Annotated in this window: 18 protein-coding genes and 1 riboswitch; of the genes, 9 read left to right on the top strand and 9 right to left on the bottom strand. The window is 67.2% G+C overall.

Annotated elements, in window-relative coordinates; translation table 11 throughout:
• Positions 1–180: 180 nt before the first annotated feature.
• The 5 genes from IB232_RS16545 to IB232_RS16525 form a co-directional block, all read right to left on the bottom strand.
• A complete protein-coding gene (locus tag IB232_RS16545; protein WP_192399694.1) occupies positions 181–867 on the bottom strand; it encodes an OmpW/AlkL family protein in 687 nt (228 codons plus the stop codon).
• Between the two features lie 118 nt (positions 868–985).
• Positions 986–1498 (bottom strand): DUF3299 domain-containing protein, encoded by a 513-nt coding sequence (locus tag IB232_RS16540; RefSeq protein ID WP_192399693.1) that lies wholly within the window; start codon positions 1496–1498, stop codon positions 986–988.
• An 8-nt stretch (positions 1499–1506) separates the two neighbouring features.
• Entirely contained in the window at positions 1507–2769 is a 1263-nt protein-coding gene (locus IB232_RS16535) for an ABC transporter permease (RefSeq protein ID WP_192399692.1), read from the bottom strand.
• Between the two features lies 1 nt (position 2770).
• Positions 2771–3478: an ABC transporter ATP-binding protein gene (locus tag IB232_RS16530; RefSeq protein ID WP_192399691.1), complete on the bottom strand. Its 708-nt coding sequence runs from the start codon at positions 3476–3478 to the stop codon at positions 2771–2773.
• Positions 3479–3558: 80 nt separating this feature from the next.
• The gene (locus tag IB232_RS16525) at positions 3559–4143 is read right to left on the bottom strand and encodes a DUF2796 domain-containing protein (RefSeq protein WP_192399690.1); all 585 of its coding nucleotides are present in this window, start codon (positions 4141–4143) and stop codon (positions 3559–3561) included.
• Positions 4144–4274: 131 nt separating this feature from the next.
• Between IB232_RS16525 and IB232_RS16520 the strand changes: the two genes are divergently transcribed.
• Positions 4275–4613 (top strand): hypothetical protein, encoded by a 339-nt coding sequence (locus IB232_RS16520; RefSeq protein WP_192399689.1) that lies wholly within the window; start codon positions 4275–4277, stop codon positions 4611–4613.
• Here IB232_RS16520 and IB232_RS16515 read toward each other — a convergent pair whose 3' ends face one another.
• The 4 genes from IB232_RS16515 to IB232_RS16500 form a co-directional block, all read right to left on the bottom strand.
• Positions 4614–5048 carry an acyl-CoA thioesterase gene (locus tag IB232_RS16515; RefSeq protein WP_192399688.1) on the bottom strand — a complete coding sequence of 145 codons (435 nt, stop codon included), beginning with the start codon at positions 5046–5048 and terminating at the stop codon, positions 4614–4616.
• On the bottom strand, positions 5048–5920 hold the full coding sequence (gene trxA / locus IB232_RS16510; protein ID WP_192399687.1) for a thioredoxin: 873 nt from the start codon (positions 5918–5920) through the stop codon (positions 5048–5050). The genes IB232_RS16515 and trxA overlap by 1 nt, the downstream gene beginning before the upstream one ends.
• A gap of 129 nt (positions 5921–6049) precedes the next feature.
• On the bottom strand, positions 6050–6703 hold the full coding sequence (locus tag IB232_RS16505) for a class I SAM-dependent methyltransferase (RefSeq protein ID WP_192399686.1): 654 nt from the start codon (positions 6701–6703) through the stop codon (positions 6050–6052).
• Positions 6700–7155 carry a YbaY family lipoprotein gene (locus tag IB232_RS16500; protein WP_192399685.1) on the bottom strand — a complete coding sequence of 152 codons (456 nt, stop codon included), beginning with the start codon at positions 7153–7155 and terminating at the stop codon, positions 6700–6702. The genes IB232_RS16505 and IB232_RS16500 overlap by 4 nt, the downstream gene beginning before the upstream one ends.
• A 135-nt stretch (positions 7156–7290) precedes the next feature.
• Here IB232_RS16500 and nrdR point away from each other — a divergent pair, with 135 nt between their 5' ends.
• From nrdR to IB232_RS16460, 8 genes are all read left to right on the top strand, one after another.
• The gene (gene nrdR / locus IB232_RS16495) at positions 7291–7755 is read left to right on the top strand and encodes a transcriptional regulator NrdR (RefSeq protein ID WP_137970782.1); all 465 of its coding nucleotides are present in this window, start codon (positions 7291–7293) and stop codon (positions 7753–7755) included.
• Positions 7752–8876, top strand: a complete 1125-nt coding sequence (ribD, locus tag IB232_RS16490; RefSeq protein WP_192399684.1) for a bifunctional diaminohydroxyphosphoribosylaminopyrimidine deaminase/5-amino-6-(5-phosphoribosylamino)uracil reductase RibD — start codon at positions 7752–7754, stop codon at positions 8874–8876. Before nrdR ends, ribD begins: the two co-directional genes overlap by 4 nt.
• 87 nt (positions 8877–8963) lie before the next feature.
• Positions 8964–9108: riboswitch (FMN riboswitch) on the top strand.
• 119 nt (positions 9109–9227) lie between these two features.
• Positions 9228–9890, top strand: a complete 663-nt coding sequence (locus tag IB232_RS16485; protein WP_192399683.1) for a riboflavin synthase — start codon at positions 9228–9230, stop codon at positions 9888–9890.
• An 11-nt stretch (positions 9891–9901) separates the two neighbouring features.
• Complete coding sequence (gene ribBA, locus IB232_RS16480) at positions 9902–10981, top strand: bifunctional 3,4-dihydroxy-2-butanone-4-phosphate synthase/GTP cyclohydrolase II (protein WP_192399682.1); 1080 nt, start codon at positions 9902–9904, stop codon at positions 10979–10981.
• Positions 10982–11089: 108 nt separating this feature from the next.
• Entirely contained in the window at positions 11090–11566 is a 477-nt protein-coding gene (ribE, locus tag IB232_RS16475; RefSeq protein ID WP_192399681.1) for a 6,7-dimethyl-8-ribityllumazine synthase, read from the top strand.
• A 2-nt stretch (positions 11567–11568) separates the two neighbouring features.
• A complete protein-coding gene (gene nusB, locus IB232_RS16470; RefSeq protein WP_225592374.1) occupies positions 11569–12048 on the top strand; it encodes a transcription antitermination factor NusB in 480 nt (159 codons plus the stop codon).
• 14 nt (positions 12049–12062) lie between these two features.
• On the top strand, positions 12063–13028 hold the full coding sequence (gene thiL / locus IB232_RS16465) for a thiamine-phosphate kinase (RefSeq protein ID WP_192399679.1): 966 nt from the start codon (positions 12063–12065) through the stop codon (positions 13026–13028).
• Positions 13021–13512, top strand: coding sequence for a phosphatidylglycerophosphatase A (locus IB232_RS16460; protein WP_318652279.1), 492 nt, complete (start codon positions 13021–13023; stop codon positions 13510–13512). The genes thiL and IB232_RS16460 overlap by 8 nt, the downstream gene beginning before the upstream one ends.
• The last annotated feature ends 14 nt before the right edge of the window (positions 13513–13526 follow it).

Genomic DNA, 13526 nt, shown 5'->3' with positions numbered 1-13526 from the left:
GTAGGGAGGGTGCAGAAATCGCCCATGCTTATCGCGAGCGCAGAGTGGTAGCCCGGATGTAGTCCGGGAACACTGGCCGCTCTGCCTCCCGGACTGCATCCGGGCTACGCCGGCGTGGTGCGCGACCTGCAACGAAAAAGCCCCGCAAGTGCGGGGCTTTTTGTTTGCTACGGACAGGACTCAGAACTTGTAGCCCAGGCCGATCATGTACACGAACGGATCGACGTCTACATCCACTTCGACCTCGCGGCCGCCGAAGCTGGTGCTGCCCTGGGTGTCGATATCGATGTAGCGCACCTGGGCGTTGACCATCACGTTGTCGGTCAGCATGTAGTCCATGCCCACCTGGGCGGCCAGGCCCCAAGAGTCGTCCAGGTCGAGGCCGCTGAAGCCCTTGTCCTCGGCCTCGCTGCTCAGCTTGGTGTCGAAGAACCAGGTGTAGTTGATGCCGGCGCCGACATAGGGCTGAAAGGCCGAGGCAGCGTCCAGCGGGTAGTACACCACGCTCAGGGTCGGCGGCAGATGCTTGAGCTCGCCGAGCTTGCCGTTGAGGCCGGCGAAGGCGCCGGGCATGCCTTTGACGCCGACGTCATGGCTGAACGGAGTGGCGGCCAGCAGCTCGACGCCGACGTGGTCGGTGACCATGTAGGCGAAGTTCAGGCCCAGCTGGGTGTCGCTGTCCAGGGTGGCCTTGGTGCCGGCCACGTCGGTGCCGAGCGCGCCGACCCAGATGTCGCTGCTGCTCTCGTGCGGGTCGACGGTGATGGCGCCGGCGCGCAGGATGATGTCGCCGGCCTGGTGGGCCTGGGCCAGCGGAGCGGCCAGGGCGAGGGCCAGCAGGGAAGTGGCGAACAGTGTTTTATTCATGATGGGCTCCGGGGAGTCAGCAGTTCGTATTGGCTGACTGTCATGCTACGGAGCCCTCGCGGGCGCTTGTTGATCTGGCTCAATGGCCGCGCATCTCGGGGTGCGGCGGCCTGTCGCACTACATCTCGTAGGCGTAGATCTTCTCCGCCGTCATCTTGTAGCCGGCGCTGCCCATCTCGCTGTCGGTGGCCTCGACCTTGAGCGGGCCCTCGATCCAGAACGGCTGGTACAGGGCGTCCATCTGCACGCCCAGCTCGCTGGTGACATGCACGATCTGGTTGGAGGGTGGCGGCGGCACATGGATGCAGGCGCCGAAGTAGGGCACGAAGAGGAACTCGGTCACCCGGCCTTCCTCGGTCACGTCCAGCGGCACTATGTAGCCGGGCAGCTTGATCTGCTGATTGTCTAGGTCTTTGACTACCGGTGCGTCCGGCTCCGATTGCTCGGCCGCCGGGCCGCTCTCGGCGGCCAGGGCATCGGCCAGCTGCGACAGGTCGTGCATCGGCGCCTGCTGTGGCGCCTGCGGCGGTGCGTCTTTCGGAATCAGCTCGCTCCAGGTCAGCTCGCGGGGCTCTCCTGCCCAGATCGGGGTAGCGACGGCGAGCAGCAGGGCGAACAACAGATGACGCATGGGCAACCTCATAGACGAATGGACAGACCGTCGGCCAGCGACTGCCGATAGGCGCGCCAGGCCGGCACGGCGCCCATCAGCAGCGCGGCGCCCAGAATAGCGCCGAGCAGGCTCCACTCATAGGCGCTGGGCAGCGCCAGTGGCAGGTACAGGCCATATTGCGCCTGCACCCAGCCCTGGCTGGCGGCGATGCCGCCATACAGCAGGGCCAGGCCCAGTGCGGCCCCGGCCCCGGCCAGCACCAGGGCTTCCAGCACCAGCAGCCCGGCGATATGCCAGGGCCGCGCGCCCACCGAACGCAAGATGGCCATCTCGCGGCGGCGCTCGTTGAGGCTGGTGAGAATGGCGGTGAGCATACCGATCAGCCCGGTCAGCACGACGAACAGCGAGACCACGAACAGCGCCTTCTCGGCCGTGCCCATCAGGCTCCACAGCTCCTGCAGGGCCACGCCGGGAAGGATCGCCAGCAGCGGTTCGCCACGGAATTCGTTGACCTGGCGCTGCACGGCGAAAGTGGCGACCTTGCTCTTCAGGCCCAGCAGCACGGCGGTGATCGCCTTGGGCTGCAGGTGCATGTCACGCGCCTGCTCGGCCGAGACCTTGGCGTTGCCGCGGGCCGGCATGCCGTTCTGCCAGTCGACGTGCAGCGCCTCCATCCCCTGTAGCGAGATGTGCAGGGTGCGGTCCACCGGCGTGCCGGTGCGGGCGAGGATGCCGACCACGGTGAAGGGCTTGTCGTCGTGCTGGGTCAGGCTGACGGTGGCGACGCCGTGGGCCAGGATGATCTGGTCGCCCAGTTTGTACTTCAGCGCCTCGGCCACCTCGGCGCCGAGCACCACCTCGAACAGGTCGGCGAACGGCTTGCCCTGGTCCAGCTGCAGCGGTTGGGCGCGGCCGTAGCGGTAATGCTCGAAGTAGCCAGGGGCGGTCCCCAGCACCCGGTAGCCACGGTGCGAGTCGCCCAGCGACAGCGGGATCGCCCACTTTACCTGGGGGCTCTTAGCCAGTGCTTCGAAACTGTCCCAGCGAATATTGTTGGTGGCGTTGCCGATGCGGAACACCGAGTACAGCAGCAGGTTCACCGAGCCCGAACGGGCGCCGACGATCAGGTCGGTGCCGCTGATGGTGCTGGCGAAGCTGGCGCGCGCCTCGGTGCGCACCCGCTCGACGGCCAGCAGCAGGCACACCGAGAGCGCGATGGCGAACACCGTGAGCAGGGCGGTGAAGCGGCGGTTGGCCAGGCTGGCCAGGGCTATACGCAGCAGATGCATGTCAGACCTCCACCGGTTTGCTGGCGCGATTCAGCTCGGCCAGCGAGAGGCTGCGGTCGAACAGCGGCGCGAGGCTCTGGTCGTGGCTGACGAACAGCAGGCTGGCGCCGGCGGCGCGGCATTCGGCGAACAGCAGCTGGAGGAAGGCCTCGCGGGCGTCGTGATCCAGCGCCGAGGTCGGTTCGTCGGCGATCACCAGCTCCGGCTGGCCGATCAGCGCGCGGGCGGCGGCGACCCGTTGCTGCTGGCCGATGGACAGCGAGTCGGCGCGGCGCTCCAGCAGTTCGGCCTTCAGTCCCAGGTGTTCCAGCAGTTGCGCAGCGGCACCATCGACACTGCCATGGCGCTCGCTCGCCCGCTGCGCGCGGCTCTTCGAGAAGCGGCAGGGCAGCTCGACATTCTCGCGTACCGAGAGGAACGGCAGCAGGTTGAACTGCTGGAAGATGTAGCCGGTATGGTCGACGCGGAAGCGGTCGCGAGCGCCGGAGGACAGGCTGGCCAGCTCCTGGCCGAGCAGCTTGAGGCTGCCGCGACCGGGCTTCTGCACACCGCCGAGCAGGCCGAGCAGGGTGGTCTTGCCGCTGCCGCTGGGGCCCTTGAGGAACAGGCTCTCGCCACGTTGCAGGGTGAAGGCGGGGATATCCAGCAGCTCGGCCTGGCCGGGCCAGGCGAAGCCGAGGTCGTTGAGTTCGATCAGTGCGTCGGGCATGGGCGATTCGCGCGTCGGAGAGGACGACAGCTTAAGGGCAAGAGGACGGAAGGCGCACCCGGGAGGTGCGCCGCGATATGTCAGAAGCTCAGGCGCGAGTTGCCCGGGGTCAACTCGACACCCTGCTGACCGCTCGGGCCGATCAGCTGCACATGCAGTTTCTCGGTACCGGGGAAGGTGCCGAAGAAGCTGCCCAGCTCCAGGGTCTGCAGCGCCTCGGCGTTGGCGCAGGCGAAGCGGTAGCTGGCGTCGATGTCGCTGTGGCCGTGCTCGTCGGCATGCTCGTGTTCCTCATGCTCGTGGCCGCCAAATAACGGGCTGTCCAGCTCGCTTTCCTGCAGCGCGCACTTGGCCTCGATCGGCAGGGCGAACAGCGCCTGCGGCTGCTCCAGCTGCTTGCGCGCGGCGATGGCCTTGGCCTTGTCGGCATCGCTCTTGGCCTCGTGCTCGAAGCCGACCAGGTTCATTGCCGGGCTCTCCAGCTGGATCTCCAGGGTCTGGCCGTCCAGCGCCACGTTGAGGCTGGCCACGCCGTGCTCGTGGGCGCCCAGGCTGCCGTGTTCTTCATGGGCATGATCGTGGTCGTGCACATGTTCATGGCTGTCGGCCTGGGCGATGGACAGCGGCAGCAGGGCGAAGGGCAGGGCGAGCAGGGTGCGGCGCATGGGGCAAACTCCGGCGGTCAATTGTTAGGTTATGTTGTAACACTTAATCGCTGCGATTGGCCAGCCTCGGCATGCATGGCAGCATGGCAGCATGGCAGCATGGCAGCATGGCGGCCTGGGGAGTGGGAAAGATGCTGCGAATCAAGGGGCGGGTCGGCGAATGGCCGGTGGACCTGACGGTGGAAATGGATGCCGAGGACTGGGCGCAATTGGCGGCTCATCTGCCGGTGGAAGCAGCGCCCGCTACGCGAGCCACGCCGGCCAGCAATCCGGCAGATGCCCTGTGGCCGCTGGCGCAGGAGCTGCTGCAGCGCGCCGGCGGTCTGGAAGGTCCGCAATTGCTGAGCGAGCTATCCGCCCTGGCCGGTGGCGATGCAGCCGGCAAGCGCCTGCTGGTGCGCCTGCGTCATTGTCCGCAGGTACAAATAGAAAGCGGCGCCGAAGCGCCGCTGTATCGCTGGGTCGGCTGATCAACCGGCCTGGTTGACCGTCACGTCCGGCGCGCCGCGTTCAAGCTGCGCGCGAATGGCGTCAGGGATAGGCGTCTTGGTGAACGCCTGGGCATCGACCATCACATAGGTGATCTCGCTACGGGCGATGGCCGCCTGATCGGCCTGGCGGCGGATGTCCACCTGCAGGGCGAACGAGCTATTGCCCAGGCGCAGGGTGCTGACTTCCAGCTGCAACACATCGTCGAACCGCGCAGGCGCGCTCCAGTCGGTGACCATGCGTACCACCTGACTGTCCAGGCCCTGCTCCAGCAGGGCCTGGTAGCTGCCGAACACGGCGCGGTAGAGCTCGGTGGCCGCCACATCGACGTAGTCGCCGTAGCGGGCGTTGAACACCACCTGCTGGGCGTCGCACTCGCCGTAGCGCACCCGCAGCAGCAGGCGGAAGGGCGCCATCAGTAGATCGCCTGGTACAGCTTGCGGCGATACAGGGTCACCAGTGGGTGATCGTTGCCGAGCAGGTCGAACACCTGCAGCAGGGTCTTGTGCGGCAGGCCTTCCTGGAAGCTGCGATTGCGCACGAACAGCTTGAGCAGGCCATCCAGCGCCGCCTCGTATTGCTGGCGCGCCAACTGCTGGATGGCCAACTGATAGGTCGCCTCGTCATCGTTCGGGTCTTGCGCCAGGCGGCTCTTCAGCTCGGCGGCGTCTGGCAGGCTGGCGGCCTGACGCAGGAAGGTCAGCTGCGCCTTGGCGCCGGCCAGGGCCTGCTTGTGCTCGTCGCCTTTTACCGTACCCAGCACCGCCTCGGCTTCGCCCAGTTCGCCGCGCTCGGCCAGGCAGCGGGCGTAGAGGATCAGTGCGGCGGCGTTCTCGTTGTTCTCGGTCAGCAGCTGCTTGAGCACGGTTTCGGCCTCGCCGAAGCGCTCCTCGGCGAACAGCGCTTGGGCCGTTTCCATTGGGTCGGCGGCCAGCGGTGCCGGCTCGGTCACATGCGGCTTGAGCATCTCGCGCACGGCCGACTCCGGTTGCGCCCCGGCGAAGCCGTCCACCGGCTGGCCGTTCTTGAACAGCACCACGGTGGGCAGACTGCGGATGCCGAAGCGCGCAACTATGTCCTGCTCCGCATCGCAATCGACCTTGGCCAGCAGCAGCTCGCCGCGATATTCCTCGGCGATCTTCGCCAGCATCGGCATCAGCGCCTTGCATGGCGCGCACCACTCGGCCCAGAAGTCCACCAGCACCGGCTTGTGGAAGGAGTTCTCGATCACCAGCTGTTCGAAGCTGGCGGCGCCGGATACGTCGAAGATGTAGGGGGTATCGCTCATGGAAGAATCTCGGAAGGGCGAAAGGCTGGAACTATAAATGCGGGCGGGGCGCCGCGGATACAAGTAGCCCGGATGCAATTCGGGGCGCGAGGCGCACTGTCTCCCGGATGAGATCCGGGCTACGGGAGATCAGCGCTTGGCGTGATACAGGCTGACGCTGCGAAACTCCGCCGGCTCGGCCAGATCCGGCCAGGTGCAGGCATCCAGCAGGCCCAGACGCTGGTACAGCGGGTGCTGGAAGTCCTTGACCCGGGAATCGGCCACCAGGGCCTCCCTGCCGCGGCTGAGGAAGGCGTCGAGCAGCGGCAGGTTGGCGCGGTCGTAGAGCACGTCGGCGACGATGATCAGGTCGAAGCGGTCCTGTTCGGCGAAGAAGTCCAGCGAATAGCTCAACTCCACCCCGTTCAGTTCGGCGTTGGCCCGGCAGGATTCGATGGCCAGCGGGTCGAGGTCGCAGGCCACCACTTCCGCCGCGCCGGCCTTGGCCGCAGCGATGGCCGCCACGCCGGAGCCGGCGCCGAAGTCCAGCACGCGCTTGCCGCGCACCCATTCGGGCTTCTCCGCCAGCCATCGCGCCAGGGCCAGGCCGCTGGCCCAGCAGAAGCTCCAGTAGGGCGGCTCCTCGAGGATGCGCCGGGTCTCTTCCGGGCTGAAGCTGCGGTCCATATTACTCGGGTCGACCAGCCACAGGCGGATATCGGTGCCGGGCAGGGTCTCGGCGCTCAGGCGGGCATCGCCAAGCAGTTGTTGCAGGGCGGCCTGCAGGGCTTCGGGTGCCTTCATGGTGCGCTGACCAGCGACAGCGCGCCGAAGTCGCGGGTCACCGCTTGGGTCACCCGTTGCGGCGGCAGGCGCAGGATCAGGCGACCGGACTGGCTGATGCGCGCGCGCAGCTCGACCCGCGCGCCAACCGGGAAGTAGTCGGGGTTGAACGGCAGGCGGAAGGCCAGGGCCCGGCCATCGCCGGCCAGCTTGAGGCTACCCAGCAGCTGTTGCGGGCGGTCGCGCTCGTCCACCACCAGCAGGGCCATCTCCACTTCGCTGCCGGGCGGAGGCGTCAGCAGGCTGCCGCGTATCTCGCGCATATGGGCGGGCAGGGTCTGCTCCTGGGGCGCGGCTGGCTTGGCAATGGGCGCCGGACGGGGTGGCGCGACCGGGGCGACGGGCTTGGGCGGCTCGCTGGCGCAGGCGGCCAGCAGCAGGATCAGGCAGGCGAGGGCGGGGCGTTGCAACATGGCGGCATCCGATGCGGCGGCGTATCTAGCTGGAATAGCGCAAAAAAAGGGCGCCTGTATACCGCAACGGTGGCGGCTTGTCTTGTCGGGGGCATGCGCTACCATGAGCCACCGTTTCGTAGGGCCTCATCTTCCATGCATTGTCCGTTCTGTTCCGCCAACGACACCAAGGTCATCGATTCCCGCCTGGTCGCCGAGGGCGAACAGGTGCGCCGGCGCCGCGAGTGCCTGGCCTGCGGCGAACGCTTCACCACTTTCGAGACCGCCGAGCTGGTGATGCCGCGCCTGATCAAGTCCGATGGCAGCCGCCAGCCGTTCGACGAGGAGAAGCTGCGCGCCGGCATGCAGCGCGCGCTGGAGAAGCGTCCGGTCAGTGTCGAACGCCTGGAAGAGGCCATCGCCCACATCAAGCACAAGCTGCGCGCCACTGGCGAGCGCGAGATCAAGTCGCGGGTGCTCGGTGAGCTGGTGATGACCGAGCTGCAGAAGCTCGACGAAGTCGCCTATATCCGCTTCGCCTCGGTCTACCGGCGCTTCCAGGACCTCAACGAGTTCCGCGAGGAGATCGAGCGCCTGGCCCGCGAGCCGTCCAAGGAATGAGCGCTGCCGACCAGCAACACATGGCCCGCGCGCTGGAGCTGGCGCGCAAGGGACTGTACTCCACCCATCCCAATCCGCGGGTCGGCTGCGTCATCGTGCGCGACGGCAAGGTGGTCGGCGAAGGCTGGCACGCCAAGGCTGGCGAGCCGCACGCCGAGGTGCATGCGCTGCGTCAGGCCGGCGAGCTGGCCCGTGGTGCCACCGCCTATGTAACGCTGGAGCCCTGCAGCCACCATGGCCGCACGCCGCCCTGCGCCGATGCACTGGTGGCCGTCGGCGTGGCGCGGGTGGTGGCGGCCATGCAGGACCCCAATCCGGACGTGTCCGGCAAGGGCCTGCTGCGTCTGATGCACGCCGGCATCGCCGTGCACAGCGGCGTACTGGAGGCCGAGGCGCGAGCCCTCAACGCTGGCTTCATCAAGCGCATGGAACAGGGCCTGCCGTTCGTGCGGGTCAAGCTGGCCATGAGCCTGGACGGGCGCACCGCCATGGCCAATGGCGAGAGCCAGTGGATCACCGGTCCCGAGGCGCGCGCCGCGGTGCAGCGCCTGCGCGCGCGGGCCAGCGCGATCATCACCGGCGCCGATACCGTGCTCACCGACCAGGCCCGTCTGACCGTGCGGGCCGAGGAACTGGGCCTGAATGCCGAGCTGACCGCCCTGGCCATCGACCGCCCGCCGTTGCGCGTGCTGGTCGACGGCCGCCTGCGCGTGTCGCTCGCCGCGCCGTTCTTCCAGGCGGGGCCGGCGCTGGTTGCCACCTGTGCGGCGGCCGCCGCCCGCGATCGTTTCCTCGAGGACGGCCACGAACTGCTGGCGGTGCCGGGCAGCAATGGCCATGTCGACCTGCGCCGGCTGCTGATGGAGCTGGCCGGACGTGGTGCCAACGAGGTACTGGTGGAGGCCGGGCCGAAGCTGGCCGGAGCCTTCGCCCGCGCAGGGCTGGTCGACGAGTACCAGCTGTTCGTCGCACCCAAATTCCTCGGCTCCAGCGCGCGCCCGCTACTGGACTGGCCGCTGGCACGCATGGCCGAGGCGCAGGAGCTGGACATCCGCGAGATGCGCGCCATCGGCAGCGACTGGCGGATCATCGCCGTACCCAGGCCCCGTCAGCCGGCCTGAGGTCGTTCGATGGGTATGATCGAAGCGCCGCGATGCAGTGGCGTGGCAAATATGGTAAAAAGCCAGCCGCAGCCACTTTGCGGGTTGCAACGTTCTCAGGGCGGGGTGTGATTCCCCACCGGCGGTAATGGCAGTCACTGTCTAGCCCGCGAGCGCCTTTCCAGCGAAAGGGACAGCAGACCCGGTGCGATTCCGGGGCCGACGGTATAGTCCGGATAAAGAGAGAGCGGGATTCCCTTCCAGGGCGCCGTCTGCTGCGCCCGCGAAAATCCCTATCGATCGGCATTGCCCTGTTTTTGACCAAAACAGGAGTTCATCCATGCTGCATTGCAACACCCACCGGGAGGACGCATGTTCACCGGCATAATCGAATCCATCGGCACCATTCGTGCCCTCAGCCCCAAGGGGGGTGACGTACGCGTGTACGTGCAGACCGGCAAGCTCGACCTGGGCGACGTCAAGCTGGGCGACAGCATCGCGGTCAACGGCGTGTGCCTGACCGTGGTCGAACTGCCGGGCGACGGCTTCTGGGCCGACGTCAGCCGCGAGACCCTGGCCTGCAGCGCCTTCATCGATTTGAAGATCGGTAGCCGGGTCAACCTGGAAAAGGCCCTGACCCCGACCACCCGCCTCGGCGGGCACCTGGTCAGCGGCCATGTCGACGGGGTCGGCGAGATCGTCAAGCGCGAGGACAATGCCCGCGCCATCCAGTTCACCGTGCGCGCGCCGCGCGAGCTGGCCAAGTACATCGCCCTGAAGGGCTCGATCACCGTCGACGGCACCAGCCTGACGGTCAACGCCGTGAATGGCGCTGAGTTCGAGCTGACCATCGTGCCGCACACCCTGGTCGAGACCATCATGGCCGACTACCAGTCCGGCCGCCGGGTCAACCTGGAGGTGGATCTGCTGGCCCGTTACCTGGAGCGCCTGCTGCTCGGTGACAAGGCCGCCGAGCCTACCTCTAGTGGCATCACCGAAGGTTTCCTGGCCGAACACGGCTACCTGAAGAATTGAGGAACGGCCAGATGGCTCTGAATACCGCTGAAGAACTGATCGAAGACATCCGCGCCGGCAAGATGGTCATCCTCATGGATGACGAGGACCGCGAGAACGAAGGCGACATCATCATCGCGTCGGACTGCGTGCAGGCCGAACATATCAACTTCATGGCCCGCTTCGCCCGCGGCCTGATCTGCATGCCGATGACCCGCGAGCGCTGCGAAACACTGAACTTGCCGCTGATGGCGCCGCGCAACGGCTCCGGCTTCGGCACCAAATTCACCGTCTCCATCGAGGCCGCCGAAGGTGTCACCACCGGTATTTCCGCCGCCGACCGCGCGCGTACCGTGCAGGCCGCCGTGGCGAAGAACGCAGTGGCCGACGATATCGTCAGCCCCGGCCATATCTTCCCGCTGATGGCCCAGCCCGGTGGCGTGCTGGCCCGTGCCGGTCACACCGAGGCGGCCTGCGACCTGGCGCGCATGGCCGGGTTCGAGCCGAGCGGCGTGATCTGCGAGATCATGAACGACGACGGCACCATGGCCCGCCGCCCGGAGCTGGAGAAGTTCGCCGCCGAGCACGATCTGAAGATCGGCACCATAGCCGACCTGATCCACTACCGGTTGATCCACGAGCGCACCGTCGAGCGCGTCAGCGAGCAGCCGCTGGATACCGAGCTGGGCCAGTTCACCCTGGTCACCTACCGCGACGGTGTGGAGAACACCGCGCACATGGCCCTGACCCTGGGCAAGGTGTGCGCCGAGGAACCGACCCTGGTCCGTGTGCACAGCATGGAGCCGCTGCGCGACCTGTTCCTGGTCAAGCAGCCGGGGCGCTGGAGCCTGCGCGCGGCCATGGCCGAAGTGGCCAAGGCCGGCAGCGGCGTGGTGCTGCTGCTGGGCAATCCGCTCACCGGTCCGGAACTGCTGGCCCATCTGAGCAAGCAGCCGGCGCCGAGCCCGGCGACCTACAGCACCGTCGGTGCCGGCTCGCAGATCCTGCGCGATCTGGGCGTGCGCAAGATGCGCCTGATGAGCTCGCCGATGAAGTTCAACGCCATATCCGGCTTTGACCTGGAAGTTGTAGAATACCTGCCCGCTGAATGACGACCCCGGCCGAGCGCAGCCTGCGCCCGGCCCGGCTTTTCGTTCTACATTGATACCCACGGGACGCCCATCGGCGCCCCGGCTCTTTATACAGACTGAGACTCGCCCATGACCCTGAAGACCATCGAAGGTACCTTCATCGCCCCGCAAGGCAAATTCGCTTTGGTGGTTGGCCGCTTCAACAGCTTCGTCGTCGAGAGCCTGGTCAGCGGCGCCGTCGACGCCCTGGTCCGCCACGGCGTGAAGGAAAGCGACATCACCATCATCCGCTCGCCGGGTGCCTTCGAGATTCCGCTGGTCACCCAGAAAGTCGCCCAGCGCGGCGAGTTCGCCGCCATCATCGCCCTCGGCGCGGTGATCCGTGGCGGTACCCCGCATTTCGAATATGTTGCCGGCGAGTGCACCAAGGGCCTGGCCCAGGTCTCCATGGAATACGGCGTGCCGGTTGCCTTCGGCGTGCTGACCGTCGACTCCATCGAGCAGGCCATCGAGCGCTCCGGCACCAAGGCCGGCAACAAAGGCGCCGAAGCTGCCCTGTCCGCCCTGGAAATGGTAAGTCTGCTGGCGCAGCTGGAGGCCAAGTGAGCCTGAACCACGACGACAGCCAGGACGCTCCGCAGCCCAAGGCCAAGGGTAAGATCGCCCAGCGCCGCGTGGCCCGCAGCCTGGCCATGCAAGCGCTGTATCAGTGGCACATGGCCGGTCAGTCGCTGAACGAGATCGAAGCGCAGTTCCGCGTCGATAACGATTTCAGCGGCGTCGACGGCGCCTACTTCCACGAGATCCTCCTCGGCGTGGCGCGGCAGAAGACCGAGCTGGACCAGTCCTTTTCCGTCTTCCTGGACATCCCCCTGGAAGAGCTGGACCCAGTCGAACTGGCCATCCTGCGCCTGTCTGCCTGGGAGCTGACCAGCCGTGTCGACGTGCCGTACAAGGTAGTGATCAACGAAGGCATCGAGTTGGCCAAGGTGTTCGGCGCCACCGACGGCCACAAGTTCGTCAACGGTGTGCTGGACAAGCTGGCGCCGGTGCTGCGCGCGGCCGAAGTCAAAGCCAACAAGCGCTGATCCGGCAGCTTGCTGTGGGCGAGTTCGAGCTGATCCGCCGCTACTTCGCCGCCGCGCCCTGTGCGCAGGCGGCCGAAGGCGTGGCACTGGGCATCGGCGACGACTGTGCCCTGCTGCAGCCGGGTCCCGGCCAGCAAATGGCCGTGTCCACCGACACTCTGGTGGCTGGCGTGCATTTCCCCGACCCCTGCGATGCCTTTTTGCTCGGCCAGCGTGCGCTGGCCGTGGCGGCCAGTGATCTGGCGGCCATGGGCGCCGCGCCGCTCGGTTTCACCCTCGCCATGACCCTGCCGCAGGCCGATCCGGCCTGGCTGGAGAGTTTCTCCCGAGGCCTGTCGCGCATGGCCGAGGCCAGCGGCCTGGCCCTGGTCGGAGGCGATACCACGCGCGGCCCGCTGTGCCTGACCCTCACCGTGTTCGGCCAGGTGCCGACCGGCCAGGCGCTGACCCGCAGCGGTGCGCGCGCTGGCGATCTGCTCTGCGTCGGCGGCAGCCTGGGCGACGGCGCCGGCGCGCTGCCGCTGGTGTTGGGCCAGCAGGCGGTGCAGGGCGAGACGGCCGACTATCTGCTGGCGCGCTACTGGGCGCCGCAGCCGCAGCTGGCTCTCGGCCAGTGGTTGCGCGGCAAGGCCACGGCAGCTCTGGATATCTCCGACGGTCTGCTGGCCGACTGTGGCCATATCGCCGTGGCCTCCGGCCTGGCGCTGCAGATCGCACAGGACAGCCTGCCGCTGGCGCCGGCCCTGCGTGCCCTGGCCGGCAGCGGGGCGCTGGACTGTGCACTGAGCGGTGGCGATGACTACCGCCTGGCCTTTACCCTGCCGCCTGAACTCCTGCCTGCACTGCAGGCCCAATGGCCCGAGGCCGTGGTGATCGGCCAGGCACTGGCGGGGCAGGGCGTGCAGCTAATAGACGGCCAGGGCCGTCCCATCGAACCGCCACGGGCGGGTTATCAGCATTTCGGGAGTAGCGGTGACTGAACTGGTGAAAGTGGCGCCGCGGGTGTGGCGCAATCCCTGGCATTTTCTCGCCTTCGGTTTCGGCTCCGGGCTGATGCCCAAGGCGCCGGGGACCTGGGGCTCGCTGGTGGCCATCCCCTTCATCCCGCTGTGGCAGATGCTGCCGGACTGGGGCTACTGGCTGATGCTCGGCGTGACCATGCTGTTCGGCTTCTGGCTGTGCGGCCGGGTGGCCGAGGACATGGGGGTGCACGACCACGAAGGCATCGTCTGGGACGAGATGGTCGGCATGTGGATCACCCTCTGGCTGGTGCCTGAGGGTTGGCAGTGGTTGCTGCTAGGCTTTGTAGTGTTCCGCGTTTTCGACATCCTCAAGCCCTGGCCGATCCGCTGGATCGACCGCCATGTGCACGGGGGCATCGGCATCATGCTGGACGATGTGCTGGCTGGCGTGTTCGCCTGGCTGGCGATGCAATTGCTGGTCTGGGGCTGGAGTCTGGCCTGATTCGGAGGCTGTAC

This window comes from Pseudomonas sp. PDM15, assembly GCF_014851565.1.
Classification (GTDB): Bacteria; Pseudomonadota; Gammaproteobacteria; order Pseudomonadales; family Pseudomonadaceae; genus Aquipseudomonas.
This window is presented reverse-complemented; position numbering and strand designations above follow the sequence as displayed.

Coding starts and splice junctions, on each gene's coding strand:
- IB232_RS16520 (WP_192399689.1), top strand. CDS start 4,275: ATGCTGCGAATCAAGGGGCGGGTCGGCGAATGGCCGGTGGACCTGACG.
- IB232_RS16535 (WP_192399692.1), bottom strand. CDS start 2,769: ATGCATCTGCTGCGTATAGCCCTGGCCAGCCTGGCCAACCGCCGCTTC.
- IB232_RS16530 (WP_192399691.1), bottom strand. CDS start 3,478: ATGCCCGACGCACTGATCGAACTCAACGACCTCGGCTTCGCCTGGCCC.
- IB232_RS16525 (WP_192399690.1), bottom strand. CDS start 4,143: ATGCGCCGCACCCTGCTCGCCCTGCCCTTCGCCCTGCTGCCGCTGTCC.
- IB232_RS16515 (WP_192399688.1), bottom strand. CDS start 5,048: ATGGCGCCCTTCCGCCTGCTGCTGCGGGTGCGCTACGGCGAGTGCGAC.
- nrdR (WP_137970782.1), top strand. CDS start 7,291: ATGCATTGTCCGTTCTGTTCCGCCAACGACACCAAGGTCATCGATTCC.
- ribE (WP_192399681.1), top strand. CDS start 11,090: ATGACCCTGAAGACCATCGAAGGTACCTTCATCGCCCCGCAAGGCAAA.
- IB232_RS16545 (WP_192399694.1), bottom strand. CDS start 867: ATGAATAAAACACTGTTCGCCACTTCCCTGCTGGCCCTCGCCCTGGCC.
- ribBA (WP_192399682.1), top strand. CDS start 9,902: ATGGCTCTGAATACCGCTGAAGAACTGATCGAAGACATCCGCGCCGGC.
- ribD (WP_192399684.1), top strand. CDS start 7,752: ATGAGCGCTGCCGACCAGCAACACATGGCCCGCGCGCTGGAGCTGGCG.
- IB232_RS16540 (WP_192399693.1), bottom strand. CDS start 1,498: ATGCGTCATCTGTTGTTCGCCCTGCTGCTCGCCGTCGCTACCCCGATC.
- trxA (WP_192399687.1), bottom strand. CDS start 5,920: ATGAGCGATACCCCCTACATCTTCGACGTATCCGGCGCCGCCAGCTTC.
- IB232_RS16500 (WP_192399685.1), bottom strand. CDS start 7,155: ATGTTGCAACGCCCCGCCCTCGCCTGCCTGATCCTGCTGCTGGCCGCC.
- IB232_RS16505 (WP_192399686.1), bottom strand. CDS start 6,703: ATGAAGGCACCCGAAGCCCTGCAGGCCGCCCTGCAACAACTGCTTGGC.
- IB232_RS16485 (WP_192399683.1), top strand. CDS start 9,228: ATGTTCACCGGCATAATCGAATCCATCGGCACCATTCGTGCCCTCAGC.